This is a genomic window from Methylocella sp. CPCC 101449 (assembly GCF_031921685.1).
Lineage (GTDB): Bacteria > Pseudomonadota > Alphaproteobacteria > Rhizobiales > Beijerinckiaceae > Terripilifer.
This window is the reverse complement of record NZ_JAPDHU010000005.1, coordinates 1-14,605: the sequence shown is the minus strand read 5'-3', so window position 1 is coordinate 14,605 and position 14,605 is coordinate 1. Positions and strand designations below refer to the sequence as shown.

Annotated in this window: 13 protein-coding genes and 1 pseudogene; 8 read left to right on the top strand and 6 right to left on the bottom strand. The window is 58.4% G+C overall.

The genetic code is table 11. The features are described 5' to 3' along the window. Nucleotides 1-70: 70 nt before the first annotated feature. From OIM99_RS27665 to OIM99_RS27655, 3 genes are all read right to left on the bottom strand, one after another. Nucleotides 71-1,435 carry an MFS transporter gene (locus OIM99_RS27665; protein ID WP_311853765.1) on the bottom strand — a complete coding sequence of 455 codons (1,365 nt, stop codon included), beginning with the start codon at nucleotides 1,433-1,435 and terminating at the stop codon, nucleotides 71-73. 78 nt (nucleotides 1,436-1,513) lie between these two features. Then, nucleotides 1,514-2,161, bottom strand: a complete 648-nt coding sequence (locus tag OIM99_RS27660) for a TetR/AcrR family transcriptional regulator (protein WP_311853764.1) — start codon at nucleotides 2,159-2,161, stop codon at nucleotides 1,514-1,516. Between the two features lie 183 nt (nucleotides 2,162-2,344). Continuing rightward, nucleotides 2,345-3,445, bottom strand: coding sequence for an aromatic ring-hydroxylating dioxygenase subunit alpha (locus OIM99_RS27655; protein WP_311853763.1), 1,101 nt, complete (start codon nucleotides 3,443-3,445; stop codon nucleotides 2,345-2,347). A gap of 117 nt (nucleotides 3,446-3,562) precedes the next feature. Here OIM99_RS27655 and OIM99_RS27650 point away from each other — a divergent pair, with 117 nt between their 5' ends. The 6 genes from OIM99_RS27650 to OIM99_RS27625 are packed head-to-tail and all read left to right on the top strand — an operon-like array spanning nucleotide 3,563 to nucleotide 9,144. After that, nucleotides 3,563-4,384, top strand: coding sequence for an acetoacetate decarboxylase family protein (locus OIM99_RS27650; RefSeq protein WP_311853762.1), 822 nt, complete (start codon nucleotides 3,563-3,565; stop codon nucleotides 4,382-4,384). 57 nt (nucleotides 4,385-4,441) lie between these two features. Further along, on the top strand, nucleotides 4,442-5,350 hold the full coding sequence (locus OIM99_RS27645; RefSeq protein WP_311853761.1) for a VOC family protein: 909 nt from the start codon (nucleotides 4,442-4,444) through the stop codon (nucleotides 5,348-5,350). Nucleotides 5,351-5,386: 36 nt separating this feature from the next. Next, a complete protein-coding gene (locus OIM99_RS27640; protein ID WP_311853760.1) occupies nucleotides 5,387-6,391 on the top strand; it encodes a fumarylacetoacetate hydrolase family protein in 1,005 nt (334 codons plus the stop codon). Continuing rightward, complete coding sequence (locus OIM99_RS27635) at nucleotides 6,381-6,920, top strand: cupin domain-containing protein (protein ID WP_311853759.1); 540 nt, start codon at nucleotides 6,381-6,383, stop codon at nucleotides 6,918-6,920. The genes OIM99_RS27640 and OIM99_RS27635 overlap by 11 nt, the downstream gene beginning before the upstream one ends. After that, nucleotides 6,917-8,029 carry an amidohydrolase family protein gene (locus OIM99_RS27630; protein WP_311853758.1) on the top strand — a complete coding sequence of 371 codons (1,113 nt, stop codon included), beginning with the start codon at nucleotides 6,917-6,919 and terminating at the stop codon, nucleotides 8,027-8,029. The genes OIM99_RS27635 and OIM99_RS27630 overlap by 4 nt, the downstream gene beginning before the upstream one ends. Next, nucleotides 8,026-9,144 (top strand): FAD-dependent monooxygenase, encoded by a 1,119-nt coding sequence (locus tag OIM99_RS27625; protein ID WP_311853757.1) that lies wholly within the window; start codon nucleotides 8,026-8,028, stop codon nucleotides 9,142-9,144. The genes OIM99_RS27630 and OIM99_RS27625 overlap by 4 nt, the downstream gene beginning before the upstream one ends. Before the next feature lie 763 nt (nucleotides 9,145-9,907). On the opposite strand, the gene OIM99_RS27620 is transcribed toward OIM99_RS27625, so the two are convergent. After that, nucleotides 9,908-10,879, bottom strand: coding sequence for a tripartite tricarboxylate transporter substrate binding protein (locus OIM99_RS27620; protein WP_311853756.1), 972 nt, complete (start codon nucleotides 10,877-10,879; stop codon nucleotides 9,908-9,910). A 35-nt stretch (nucleotides 10,880-10,914) separates the two neighbouring features. After that, complete coding sequence (locus tag OIM99_RS27615) at nucleotides 10,915-12,306, bottom strand: amidase (RefSeq protein WP_311853755.1); 1,392 nt, start codon at nucleotides 12,304-12,306, stop codon at nucleotides 10,915-10,917. A 247-nt stretch (nucleotides 12,307-12,553) separates the two neighbouring features. On the opposite strand from OIM99_RS27615, the gene OIM99_RS27610 reads away from it, so the two are divergent. After that, nucleotides 12,554-13,531 carry a LysR substrate-binding domain-containing protein gene (locus tag OIM99_RS27610; protein WP_311853754.1) on the top strand — a complete coding sequence of 326 codons (978 nt, stop codon included), beginning with the start codon at nucleotides 12,554-12,556 and terminating at the stop codon, nucleotides 13,529-13,531. 542 nt (nucleotides 13,532-14,073) lie between these two features. Here OIM99_RS27610 and OIM99_RS27605 read toward each other — a convergent pair. Continuing rightward, on the bottom strand, nucleotides 14,074-14,316 hold the full coding sequence (locus OIM99_RS27605) for a hypothetical protein (RefSeq protein WP_311853753.1): 243 nt from the start codon (nucleotides 14,314-14,316) through the stop codon (nucleotides 14,074-14,076). Nucleotides 14,317-14,320: 4 nt separating this feature from the next. Here OIM99_RS27605 and OIM99_RS27600 point away from each other — a divergent pair. Then, a pseudogene (locus OIM99_RS27600) lies at nucleotides 14,321-14,605 on the top strand (hydantoinase/oxoprolinase family protein); the annotation flags it as partial.

Here is a 14,605-nt window from a genome sequence, read left to right as displayed (position 1 = left end):
AGAATCGGAGCAGGAAACCTGTAATTCCACCTCAACCCAAGCATCGGATCGCTTCTTAGCGGACGAATCTCTAGGCCTGCCGATGACGGAAGCCTAGATATAGCAAGACGGCAAAAATCAGGCCGATGACGCCGTAAAGTCCATGCACAGTCGCCATGGATGTCGGGATCGGTTGCGCCGTTCCGACAAAAACATGTTCCACGACCAGGGCCGTCAATGTTGGAGCGATACCGATGCCGAGCACGCCCTGAATCACCAGATAAAGCGCGATCAGACGCCCCATCATGGCCGAAGGTGCAATGCGCGCAATCACCGTAGAGGTGACCACAAGATAGGTGGTGGCAAAGAGTAGCAAGCTGCCTTGCACGATCCAGAACTGAGTGAGCGTCGGCACCAGGGCATGCGCGATGGCCAGAAGCGCCAGCGGCACCGAAACGAGGATGGCGGTGATAGCCGAACCGTAGCGCCCGGTCGCATCGAGCTTATCAATCAGAGAACCAGCGGCGATGAGGCCGATCGGGCCTGCGATCAACAGCAGCATGCCGAGCGGAAAGCCCATCTGGGCCGGCGTCAATCCAAAACGCAGGTTCAGAAGCGGCGGCACCCAAAGATTGAGCGAATTGGTGAGCATGGCATGGGCGACAGAGACGCCGGCCAGCGGGATCAGGATCGCTCGCTCTTTGCCGATGAAGCGCCAGATTTCAGCGAACGAGACTTCGCTCTTGGCGCGCGATGTCTGGCGCGCCGGCTCGGCAAAGGTGAAGGCCAGAAGCGCGATGGGAAAGCCGGCCAGGCCAACGAGCGCGATCGCGATGGCCCAAGGCTTCATCTGCCCGAGCAGAAGAACGCCGCTGAAATCATGGCTCACCACATAACCGATCAGCAACCCGCCGACGACGAATGCCAATCCCGTGCCGACCAGAACTGACATGCCGAAAATGCTGAAGGCGCGGCCATGTCGAGACGGCGAGACGCCGTCCTTGATCAGCGAATAGCTGCTCGGCGGCAGCAGCCCTTCCGCCATGCCGACACCGGCGCGCACGAGAAACAAAGTGAGAAAGCTCGTCGCCACGCCGCAAAGGATGGCCATCAATGACCACAGCGCCACGGCCACGGCGACGATCGCCCGGCGCTGATAACGATCGGCCATCCAGCCGGCGGGAATGCCGATGAGAACATTGGCGAAGGCAAAGGCCGTTCCGACGGCGAGAGTGGTTTGCGTGAAGGTGAGATTCAGATCGGTCTGAATCGAGCGCATCATCAGGACGATGATGTTCTTGTCGATATAGGCAAGCGTGCTGAACAACGTCAGACAGATGACAAGCCACCATTGGCGAGACGGCGAGCGGAACAGCCCGTCATCACGCTCCTGGGCTTTTGACGCCACTGCGATATCGGCGGATGTCGGGGCAAGCTCCCCACTTCGTTGCAACATAGCGCTCCCTCCCAAATATTCCCTCAAAAAAGAAAATAATGGGAGGCGTGCGGAGAGTCAATGAATTTCGAAGCGGACTTAAGGTTTCAAAGCGCGCACCACCAGGTCGTAAAGAAAATCGACATAGGCCCGATCGCGCGCATCGCGCTTGGATTTCTCGCCGCAAACGATGTCGACGATCGGCGTATTGGTATTCCAGAATTCGCAGGCTGCAATGATCAGCATGTGCAGGAAACGTGGATCGACCTTTCGCATCGAACCTTCCTTCACGCCGGCCGTGATAATCTCCGAAAGATCGGCCAGCGAATCCTTCAAGATCGCAACCCATTCTTCATGCGCTTCGGAATCCGCATCCTCATAGAGCGTCATCGTCACCATCTTGTGGTGATGCGGATTCTCGTGAAACAGCCGGAACTGCCGTTCGATACGATAGCGCAGCCTCTCGAGCGGCTTGTCCTGCTTGCGCCGCGCCGACATGTCGGTCCGCGCACTGCGATGTGCGTCGGCGATCACCTCGACGAACAACTGCTGCATATTGCCAAAATAATAGCGGATCAGATTGGGATCGACGCCAATGCGCTCGGCCAAGGTCAGCCGGTTGACCATCGTCGGATCGACGGTGGCAAACACATCCTTGGCGGCATTGATGAGGCCCTGCCGGCCAACATCGGTCTCCTGCTTTCTCGGGCGGCCTCTTTTCCTCGGAGCCGTCGATTGTTCGCTCATCATATTCTTCCGTCGATTTCGCGAGCCCGCCTGGCAGCGCCAGTGCGGGCCGGATCATCAGCCAAATCAAATATACCAGATATTGGCTCATGCGACGTGGGGCACTCAAGCCCCGATGCGGCGGCCCCAGAGGCCGCCGGCACTTGATATGAGAAAATTTATATAAAGAGGTTTGTCCCTCGATCAGGCGGGGACGCGGCTGCGCGGCTCGGCCGTTTCCCGCGCTTCAGCGGCAGCCTGCTTCAGCAGAATGCGCCGGAAGCGCAATGCTGCTTCATCGGCTTTGACGCTGACATCGGGCGTATCGGCGCCCATCTCATTGTAGGATTCCTGGATCGATTCGACGGCCACCTTGTCGGTAAGGAAGATGTCCCACACCGTCTGATTCTCCCGCGCCAGCGCTTCGCCTTCCTGCTTCTTGCCGAAATTGCTCGCGGAAGCGACGAAGTAGTGGCAGCTGGTCGCGGTTTCCGGCGTGATCGCGAATGGCGCATGGCGAATCGCCGGCGCACGATCGGGTTCATCGGGAAAACGAAAGACATTGGTGACGACATTCAGATTCGGCACCCAGGTCTTCGAGATCAATTCTCGCTCGACCCGCGTTCCCTCGGCAAAGCCGAATACCTTGGCATAGGCGCCGGTCACCACTTCGGTGATGCGCCGGGAAATGGTGATGGTGTCGCCTTCCACGTCCGTGATGGCCGGAGTTTCAACGATCTTGCCACTGTCGAAAAAACCTTCGTGGAGAAAGGAGATGTGCGAAACATCGAGCACGTTTTCATGCACGAGCTGGAAACTGCCGCCGAAATCCATGCGGAAACGTTGCGTCTTGAAGAAGCCGTCGTCCTCGGCAAGACCGAAATCCTCGTGATTGGGAATCAGCGCCTCGTCCGCTTCATTGGGTTCGCCCATCCACACCCACAGCCACTGCCAGCGCTCGATGGTCGGATAGGAATGCACCTTCATCTTGCTCGGGATGTTCGGCTGCGAAGGAATATAGGCGCAGGCGCCATCCGGCCCATATTCAAGGCCATGATACGGACATTGCAGGCGATCCTCGGCGACACGTTTGCCCTGCGAGAGCGCCATGGCGCGGTGGGCACAATAATCGGCCAACACAACCGGCTTGCCGCCAGTGGTGCGATAGAGAACGACGCGATCGCCAAGAATGCGCCGCGCCATCGGCTTCTTCGTGACCTCGTCCGAGAAGGCGACGACATACCAGGCATTGCGCGGCGCCGGCAGCGTGCCCGGATATAAATTGGAAACATTGTCGATAATCATTCCACCCTCCCGGATTGCCGCAAACAAACTTCGCACTTGCCCTCGATAGCGCGACCATTTATTCTCTATACAAAGAATTATTTGGAAACGCAAGAGCGAAGATGAGGCCCCGCGATCATGAATGAGCGTGTGAACCAGATTGCCGCGCGTCTGCGCTACCGCATGCCCGTCGTCTTCGGCCCCACCGTCGGCCCGCGACAGGGCCCGAACGGTGAAATGTACGACTATTCCGAAGCGCCCCGCACCACGGCGACCGTCTCATTTCTGACGACGCAAGATGCGCTAAGCAAACTCCTGCCGCCTCACTGCATGCTGGATGGCGAACCCATCGTCACCGTCGAACATGCCGAATTGCGTGAGCTACAATGGCTCGCCGGCCGCAGCTATTCGATGCTCGGCATCAAGTTTCCCGTTCTCTATCGCGGCCCCACTGAGGCGGCGCGCGGCTCCTTTCTGGCGGTGCTTTGGGAAAATCGCGTCGATCCGATTCTCAGCGGACGCGAAGAACTCGGTTTTGCGAAATTGCATTGCCAACTGCCCGCCCCGCGCAGCCTGAACGGCACCCGCACCTATTCGGCGATCTGGGACGAGCATCCCTTCATGCGCCTTGCCCTTTCCGATCTGGCCGACGCTGCACCGCCACCATCAACGGCAAGAGACGGCACGCTTCATCATCGCTTTTTCCCGCAGGTTGGCGGCATCAGCGCCGCGATCGACGAGATCGTGCTGACGCCATCGGGTGGCGCGAAGGTTCAATACGATCGCTTTCAGCGCGGCAGCGGCCGTGTTGAATTCGTGAGATCGACTTGGGAAGAGCTGCCGACGATGTTTCACATCATCAACGCGCTCGCCGACTTGCCTATCATCGCTTATCGCGGCGCGACCTTAGCGGAAACCCGTGGCGCTAAGGATCTCAGCGATCAACGCGTCCTGCGCTAGCAATTCACTTGACAATTCTTTATTAAAAGAATTAAACCGAAACATGGGAGGATCGCCATGCTGATCACTGGGTTGGACGGAGCCGTCCTGGGTGTCGAGGACATGTCCGCGGCTGCGGAATTTTATCGCGACTTCGGCCTGGCGCAGCAGGCGTCGGGAACATCCTACACGCATTTCGCAACGCTCGACGGCACGGAACTCTTGCTCCGCAAGGCCGAAGACAATGGGCTTCCGGCCGCGGTCGCGCCAGGGTCGACGATTCGCGAAGCGATCTGGGCTGTCGCGGCCAGCGACAACCTCGCCGCCATCGCGGCGGAGCTGTCGCGCGATCGGCCCGTGCAGGAAGACGACGAAGGAACACTCCACAGCACAGATGACGATGGCTACGGCCTGGCTTTCCGCACCGGACGACGCAAGCGCATTGCCCCTGCCGCCAATCGTCTCAACATTTATGGCGCCGAGCCCAGCCGTCCCCTGAACAGCCGCATCGATTTTGCCGAAGCTGTGCGGCCCGTCTCGGTGGCGCATGTTGTGCTCTTTACGCCGGACGTGGCCCGCGCCACACGTTTCTATGTCGATCGCCTGCAGTTTCGTGTCAGCGATCGCTTTCGCGACAATCGCGGCGTGTTCCTGCGCTCCTCAGGCTCCACCTACCATCACAATCTATTCCTCATTCAAGGCCCGGCGCGCGGTCTGCATCACATCGCCTTCCCGGTGACCGATTTCAACGAGATCGTCATGGGCGGGCAGAAAATGCTGGAACATGGCTGGCTCTCCAAGATCGGCCCGGGACGCCACCGCATCGGCTCGAACTACTTCTGGTATTTCAACAGCCCCTGCGGCGGCGCGATGGAGCTGACCGCCGACATGGATCGCGCCGACGACAACTGGGCCGTCCGCGAATGGGATTTCGTGCCGGAGAACACGGCTGCCTGGTCCACGACATTCAACCCGCCTGCGCGCTGAGCGCATCGCAACGCGCACCCATTCAAGGACGGAACCATGAGCGACAAGCCCTTCCATCTCGGCACCTTTGCCGGACCTGAGAAAACCTTCATCGGCCTGGTGATCGACGATAAGGTCGGCGATCTCACGCAAGCCGCGAGCCAAGCCGGGGTCGCCCTGCCCCACCATGCTCATGTCGCCGACGTGTTGGCCGACTGGGAACGGAACTTCGATCTCTTGGCAAAAGTATCGGCCCATGCGGTGCGCCAAGGCCTGCAAGACTTCACTCCGCTGACCGCCACCAGGCCGCTGCCGCCGCTCGGCCGGCCCGGAAAAATGATCTATGCCGCCGCCAACTACAGCGACCATGTGGCCGGCATGCGCAAGACATTCACGCCGCCCGTCGCCGGCAATACCAATAAACCTCTACCGCCGCTGCGGCCCTATGCCTTCGGCAAATTGAATGAGCCAACCGGCGCGTTTGACGACATCATCCTGCCCGAAGGCCTGCAACGGATCGATTGGGAAGCCGAACTGATGGTCGTCATCGGCACGCCAGGCTATCGCATCGGCCAGGCCGATGCGGCCCAGCACATCGCTGGCTATATGAGCACCAATGATGTGTCCTGCCGCGATCTGACATGGCGCGACGATCGCCCCACCATTCGCTCGGATTGGCTGGCGGGCAAGAGCTATGACAGCTTTGCGCCGATCGGCCCCTATTTTACACCCAAGGCTTTCGTGCCCGATCACGCCAACCTGTCGATCAAACTGTGGGTGAACGGCGAGATCAAACAGGACGGCAACAGCAAGGACATGACCTTCGGCATCGAAGAGCAGATCGAATATGCCTCGCGGATGATGACGTTGCGGCCCGGCGACATGCTGGCCACCGGCACGCCGGCGGGAACAGGCCAGGAGCGCGGCGAATTCCTGCGCGCAGGCGATATCGTCGAAACAGAAGTGCAGTTCTGCGGCCGGCAGCGCAATCGCGTCGTCGCAAATCATGCCCATCCGCTTCTTCGCGCATCTCAAGGTTCGGAGGCCACCCATGCTGCCTGATCCCCTTCCGCACGTCCGCCGCGTCGTGACCGCCAATGACGAAAAAGGCCGCTCCTATCTCATGGAAGATGGTGTTTCGCCCGCCATTCTGACGACACCGGGGCGCCCTGGCTATCGCAACGCCAATATCTGGCGCACCATCGATGCGCCGACAGATGTGAACGCCGCCGACACGATCACGACACAAGCCGGCGTGATGCCGCCAAAGAATGGAACCGTGCTGCGCGTGATCGATTTTCCGCCGCGCCCGGCTGATCCGGAAGAACGGCGCCGGCAAGCTTCAGCCTCGCTGACAGGCCTCTTCGCTGATGCCGCCCACAACAGCGCGCACCAGCAGCCGGGCATGCATCTGACGCAGACCGTCGATTACGCCATCGTGCTCAACGGCACGATCACGGCGATCATGGACAATGACGAGACCAACCTGAACGCCGGCGACATTCTGATTCAGCGCGCCACCAACCACGCGTGGGAGAATCGTACCAATGCCATGGCTCGTGTCGCTTTCATCCTGATTGACGGACGATGACGACACCGACCCCGACCAGCGGCGTGCACGGATGTGACATCCGTCTTGAAACCCGCCCCCCGGCACCAAGGACACGCCCCGGCTCCGGCACGGTCATCGATCTGCACTGCCACTACCTGAATCGCGAAGTCGAGACCACGGTCGCGGCGATAGCCCGCCCTGCGCCCCCGCCCCTGTCGGCGCCCGCGGCGCAATCGGCCGCTTACAATGCGGAATTGATCCGCAGTGCCTATGCGCCGAAACTCAGCGACATCGAAGTACGTCTGGCCGACATGGACGCCATGGGCGTAGACATCCAGGCCCTGAGCCCTTCGCCCACTCAATACTATTATTGGCTTGATTTGGAGCAGAGCCGCGCCATCGTGCGCGCGCAGAACGAGCGCATCGCCGAAGTCTGCGCCCGTTACCCCGACCGGCTGGTGGGTTTGGGAACCGTGGCCTTGCAACATCCTCAGCTCGCCGCCGAACAGGTGCACCATGCCGTCGTAGAACTGGGTCTGCGCGGCTTTGAGATTTCCTCCCATGTCGAAGGTGTTTCCATCGCCGATGCGCGGTTCGCGCCCTTCTGGCAGCAGGTCGAGCAGCTCAACGTCATGGTGCTCCTGCATCCGCTAGGAACGACCATCGGGCCGCGCCTCGACACGCATTATCTCTCAAACTTAGTCGGACAGCCGGCCGAAACAGCGATCGCCCTCTCGCATCTGATCATGGACGGTCATTTCGATCGCTATCCCACACTGAAGCTCTGTGCGGTCCATGGCGGCGGCTATCTCCCGCTTTACATGGGGCGCTCCGATCATGCTTACGCCATGCGTCCGGAATGTTCCTGCTGCGCGAACCGCCCCAGCGACTATCTGCGCCGGATCTGGTTCGATACGGTGGTTTACGATTCCGAACATCTGCGCCGCCTCATCGACGTCGTCGGTATTGATCGCGTCGTTCTGGGCACCGACTACCCCTTCGACATGGGCGACTATGATCCGCACGGATTGATCGAAGCTGTCGCCGGCCTCAGCGCCGCTGATCGAGCAGCTATTCTAGGCGGCAATGCTCGCGATCTTTTAGCGTTACCTGCCCGACAGGGCGTGAAGGAGACGAAAACTTCATGAGCCGGCAGAAGAATGTGCTGATTGTTGGAGGTGGAATTGGTGGTCTTTCGGCGGCCATCGCCCTCTCGCAGGTGGGTTGTGAGGTCCTGTTGATCGAACGCGATCAGCAATGGAGCGCGCTCGGCGCCGGCCTGACGTTCAATGGCGCGACGGCGCGGGCCTTCAAATCGTTGGGCGTGTTGGAGCGGATCATCAAGGCCGGCTACGTCCATGGAACTTCCCGCGTGTGCGATCGCTTCGGCAAAGTGCTCGTGGAAAGCAATACCGAAGAAGTCTATGGCCGTGACGTGCCGGTCATGGGCGGTATCCTCCGTCCGGTGTTGCACGCGATCATGAAGGAAGCAGCTATCGCAGCCGGAATCCGCTACCGGACTGGACTGACGGTGCCCCACTGGAGCGAAGAACCAGACTGCATCAGAGCCCAGTTCAGCGACGGCAGCGAAGGCCGTTTCGACTTCGCCATCGGCGCGGACGGACTGATGTCGACGACACGTCAGCAGATCATGCCGGATGCGTCACGGCCTCAGTTCACCGGCCAAGGCTGCTGGCGTGCCATCGCGCCTCGTCCAGCCCATGTGACCACGAGCGAGCTTTATTTCGGCACGCAGTATAAGTCGGGCATCAATCCCGTCTCGCAGGCGGAAATGTATCTGTTCGTGCTCGCGGCGGAGCCAAGCAATCCCTGGTACGAGGAAGCCGATTGGCCGGAGCTGTTGCGCGCCAAGCTGGCCGACTTCGGTGGCCATATCGGCACGATCCGCGACCATCTTGGCCCCCATTCGCGGATCAACTATCGCCCGCTTGAAACCCTCCTCCTGCCTTTGCCCTGGCACAAGGGCCGCGTCCTCTTGATCGGTGATGCCGCCCATGCCACCACCCCGCATGTTGGCTATGGCGCCGGGCTGGCGGTCGAGGACGGCATCGTTCTGGCGGAACTGATGCGCGACGGCGTGGCCGATCTATTCACGATCTTCGAGCAGCGCCGCCACGCCCGGTGCACCGCCGTGGTCAATGGCTCCATCGCATTGGGGCAGTTGGAGATGGAAGGCGCGCCAGTGGCGCACCAGCGGGCATTGTCGCAGCAGATCTACGACGTGATCAAAGAGCCGGCCTGAACGGGGCCAGCCGACCGGCAAATCACTATCGCTGCGGATGTCGCGTTTCTCAGCCGACCCGTCTCCGGCTCGCGCTCCATGCGGAACTCGGATCCGGCTGGTGACGATCGACGCAGAGCTTCAAGGATTTCTGCAGAACGTGGTATTCGAGCCCCTTCCCCTGAACCCCTCGCACCTACAACTGGCGCTCCGAGCATTTTCGTGGCGAGATTGGCTGGCCATCAGCGCTTGCTATTGGCGACTGTACACCGATGGTCATCATCCAAACATCGCGTCGCGTCCCTCCTTTCTGAAATCCAAGCTATCGACTTCCAGTGCTGACGGCATGCGTTGGAAAGATATACTCGGCGCTCTGCCGCAAACCTGCGCATCGGAAAATTTACTCCCTGGCTGCGCGAGCAAAGATTGAACGCAACTGGTGTCGCTCGGAAGACGTGCGGCGTGCGATCACTCGCAATACGTGCAGACATCGCAAGGAAGGAGAAAGATCAGTCGCCATCTAGTCCTAATATTTAAGAATACGACAAGTGCACTATTGGCCGGTCGGAGCCAGCGACCGAAAACGGCTAAAGCGACGTCTGCGCCCAGAGTTAAGAATGGGATTAAAGCACTATAGCTCGAAGAACTTTCTGTCCCCGCCTCCTAACGCTGTCTACGTGCCGCCGTTGAGGTCGTCGATCTCCCAGGCTCAAAGGCTATCCGTTATGGATAGTACCTATCTTAAATACGAACATCTAGAACAGATGCTTGCAACAGAGAACGCCTAATTCAATACGATCCCAGTCGACTTCACCACTTTGCTCCATCGTTCGCTTTCCTGCTTGCGGAAGGTATCGAGTTCGGCAGGTGTGCTCCCAGCGGGATTCATACCAAGGCTCTGTAGCCGCTCCGCGATTTCAGGTGTGCGTACGATCTCGGCGACAGCCTTTGACAGCTTTTCTGTTACGTCGGAAGCCAGATTTGGCGGACCAACAAGCGCCCACCATGAGGTGACGACAAAACCCGGAAAAGTCTCCTGAACGGTGGGCACGCCGGGCAGCATACGACTCGGAGCTGCACCAGTGATAGCGACGGCATGCAAAGTACCCGAAGAAATGTAAGGCCCGGCCGGCGCGAGTTCGCCGAACATAACGTCAACGACCCCATTGACCAAATCTGTCAGCGCTGGCCCGCTGCCACCGTACGGAATATGGGTCAGCTTGATATTGGCTACGGAGTTGAAGAGCTCGGCGGTCAAATGAGCCTGCGTGCCCACGCCCTGTGACGCATAGTTTAAGCTACCTGGCTTGCTCTGCGCCAACTTGACAAGTTCGCTCAACGATTTTTCTGGCACTTTTTTTGGATTCGTCAGCAAGACACTGTTAGCAGTCACCACCAGAGATACCGACGACAACATGTCGGGGTCGTAGGATAACTTTGCATAAAGTGCTTTATTGACTGCTAATGGCCCCTGTGCGGTGAACAACAGCGTGTATCCGTCAGGCTCGGACGTCGCAACGACCTGCGCTCCGATATTTCCTCCAGCTCCGGTACGATTCTCGACAAATGAGGGTTGCCCCAATTTCTGCTGCAAACCCGCGCTAATCAGCCGGGCGACAATATCGGCACCACCACCCGCCGCATACGGCACAACGATCCTAATCGGACGTTCAGGGAATGATGACTGGGCTTGTACTGCAGTGTTAGCTATTACCGCCAAGACGGAAAACACAAAAATTCTGCAAAAGCGCGACATGTAGCTCTCCCTTCTTTTTATCATTGCATTCAGATTTAACGCCCGAATGGGCGTGGATTTCCCACAATCCATTGCGTCGCTCTTTCATACGCTCGTGCCACGCGAAGTAGTGTCGCCTCTCCCAAGTGACGACCGACGAGTTGCATCGACAGAGGAAGCTCATTGTTCGCCCGACCACTCATCATCGCGAGTGCCGGGTGTCCGGTCAGATTGAAAGGGCTTCGCGCATGGCGCGAGTAGGTGCGAAGGAGCTCGGCCTGATCGGCGATTTTGCTAACCGGATCCATCGCACTCGCGGTAAGCAACACGTCGCATTCTTGAAAAGCATCATTGACGGCCTGAGTCAGAACCGATCGGCAACTTTGCGCCTGCGCCAGATGACCAGCCGTCAAAAACGCGCCGGCCATAACCTTGCGGCGCGTCGGAGTCGTATAGTCGCCAGGTCGCGTCCGCAACCACGGCGCATGCACGTTCCATGCCTCAGACAAGAGGATTACACGATGAACGGCAGCGAATTCTTGTACCCGCGGCAATCGAACTTCTCGAACGATTGCGCCCTCGCTTTCCAATACCCGCGCCACTTCGGCTAAGGCGGCGATCAACTGCGGATCCGCAATCATGTCTTCTTCGTGAAACTTGCGTACGAAACCGACACGCAGACCCTTGATACCGCTCTCGAGTTCGCTGATATCCAAACCGGCCACGCTATTCGCCGAATATCCGTCGACTTGCGTCAGCTCATGCATGGCTAACGCGATATCAGTCACCGTGCGCGCCATTGGTCCGACATGCTCAACCGATGGCGAAACGGGAAATACACCGCGTCGAGACAATAGATCGTAGGTTGGCTTAAGCCCTACCAGACCACAACTACCGGCTGGGTTCCGGATTGAGCCTCCCGCGTCAGTACCGATCGACAGCGGCGCAAACCCAGCAGCCAGTGCCACGCCGGAACCGGAAGACGATCCACCTGGATGATATTCCATGTTCCAAGGATGTTTGGCATGCGGGAATGGTAGTTCCGCCGACGGTCCCCCGAAGGCAAACTCGTGTAGTGATTGCTTGCCTAATATAATTGCGCCGGCGGCCCGCAGCCCACTTACAACGTGTGCGTCGCGATACGGAACGTAATTAAGAAGCAACTTCGAGTGGCACGTGGTCGGCAGCCCCGCCACATCGATATTGTCCTTCAAACCGAGCGGTACACCGTGCAGCGAGCCCCGGTGTCGGCCATGAAAAATCTCATACTCCGCAACCTCAGCGGCCTTGAGTGCCGCCTCAGCATCGACGTTGATAAACGAATTGACCGAGCCGTCATGCGTTTGAATTCGTTCAATAAGCGCACGTACCACTTCCAAAGGCGATAGTTTGCGCGTGCGGTAGGCCCCCTCAAGGTCAGCCACACCCAGCCAGGCGATATCGTTCATGCGATTGGCTTCTCTTGCGGCTCGATCCGGGTCGCGACCGCTCTCTCCTTTGGCAGATCCTCAAGGTCACGACGAACATCGCGATAAGCCGCGACGACATCCTCCGGAAAGCGCGCAACAATTTCGGATAGACCGACGCTTTCCGCCCAAAGCAACGGATCGATATCGTGTTCGCGAGCCATTTCCTTCCCCGATTATTCTCGAAACGAGGGTGACAACGGCTATTAAATAAGTCAAATTGATTGTTATGAATATTAATTTCAATAAGACTGAATTTGGACAGCTAGACCTCAATCTATTGTTGGTCTTTTCCGCGTTGATGCGGGAGCAGAGTGTCACTCGCGCTTCGCTAATTTTGCACCTGAGTGCACCTGCGGTGAGTATGTCCCTTGGCCGATTGCGCATCGCATTTCAGGATCGACTATTTGTGCGCACCGGCGGGCGAATGGAACCGACTGCCTTCGCAAATGCGCTTTGGCAACGTATTGAACCTGCCCTAGCCAGCTTGGAGAGTGCCTTCAGAGAAGTCGGCGACTTCGATCCTGCAACGTGTACGCGCACCCTGCGTTTTGCGATGCCTGACGATCTGGAGTTCGTTATTCTGCCAAAACTTCTACAGCGATTAGCTGAGACGGCACCTCACGTTCGCCTCAGTGTACGGCCAACCGATTTCCGCGCTTGGTCAGGACGCATAGATGAAGGCGATGCCGATCTCGCCCTCATTCCCGAACCAGCAGCGGCTATAGAGAGCCGCCATCGAATTCTTCCTCTGTATTCCGACAATCTCTCTGTTCTTTATGACGCGCGCGTTACCAAGTTCATTCCCGAAGACATAAGCGCCTACCTCACGTTACCACATGTTATCGTCTCAACGACCGGGGCTCTACGCGACAATCTGGACGCCCACTTAGAAAGCCTCGGTTACTCGCGCAATGTCGTAGCCGCAATATCTCACTACCCTACGCTTCCATTTATCTTGAAACTACGTGCAAGTATAGCAAGTGTGCCGTCTGTTGCCGCATTCTATCTGGCCGAAGCCTACGGGCTCGACTTTGTGTCTGCGCCGATTATTACGCCAAACCTCCATCTCGCGTTAGCATGGCATGTGCGAGCTGATGCAGACCCGGCGAACGCTTGGCTCAGACTCGTTATTTCTGAAATCATTCAAACGCTGAAGTCAGCAGCCCAGCTAAAGCAATCATCTAACGCTCTCCACGCAATTTAGTACTCACAAAGATTCCAATCGCGCGCAAAGCCGGGCTGGACTTAAATCTGTCATTCATCACCATGCTTGGCGTATCCTACGGCGGTCAGTTCGGTTCGACCGTCACTGACCAGACTTTCCGCGCTAGCTTGAACATAAAGTTCTGAGAGGAAACAACGATCCGCGATATCTCAAGCGAACAGGTCCGCCGCGTGCTCACGGTGGCCGACATTGCCAATCCTCAACAAATCGCAAGCATGACTAAAGACCTCATTCTTATCTCCAGCACATTTACGCTTTCGGCGAGACATTTTTCGGCTTCGGCAAGCACAGTACGTTTGTCCAGATCTTCACTATTGGGGTTTAGACGATCTGGGCCAGCGCCATTGTGATCATCGCAAGATAAATGCCAGACCAGCCGGCTGCCATAGCAACACCAACATCACTATCATAAGAATGACGACGGTGGATGAATTCTTGATAGAGCACCCTCGCAAAGCCTTCGCAGAAGCCGGCATCCTATTTCAACCCAAACATCGGATCGTTTCTTAGTGGACGAATCTCTAGGCTTGCCTATGACGGAATCCTAGATACAGCAAGACGGCAAAGACCAGGCCGATGAGGTCGTAAAGTCCGTGCACGGTCGCCATGGACGTCGGGATCGGCTGCGCCGCTCCGACAAAGACATGTTCCACGACCAGGGCCGTCAATGTCGGCGCGATCCCGATGCCGAGCACGCCCTCGATCACCAGATAGAAAGCGATCAGACGTCCCATCATGGCCGAGGGCGCGATGCGCGCGATCACTGTCGAGGTCACCACCATTGGCGCGGGCGGCGGTTCCATCGCCTCTGTCGATCGCGGTGGCTTGCTGCAAGTCGGCCCGGAATCCGCCGGCGCCGTCCCGGGACCCGTTTGCTATGGCCAGGGCAACGATCGGCCGACATTGACCGATGCCAATGTGGTGCTCGGCCGCATCAATGCCGACCGGCCGATCGGCGGCGGTCTCGCCCGGCTCGATGTCGAGGCTGCAAAAGCGGCCATCGCCAAACATATCGGCGATCCGCTTGGCCTCGATCCGGTTGCTGCCGCCGAA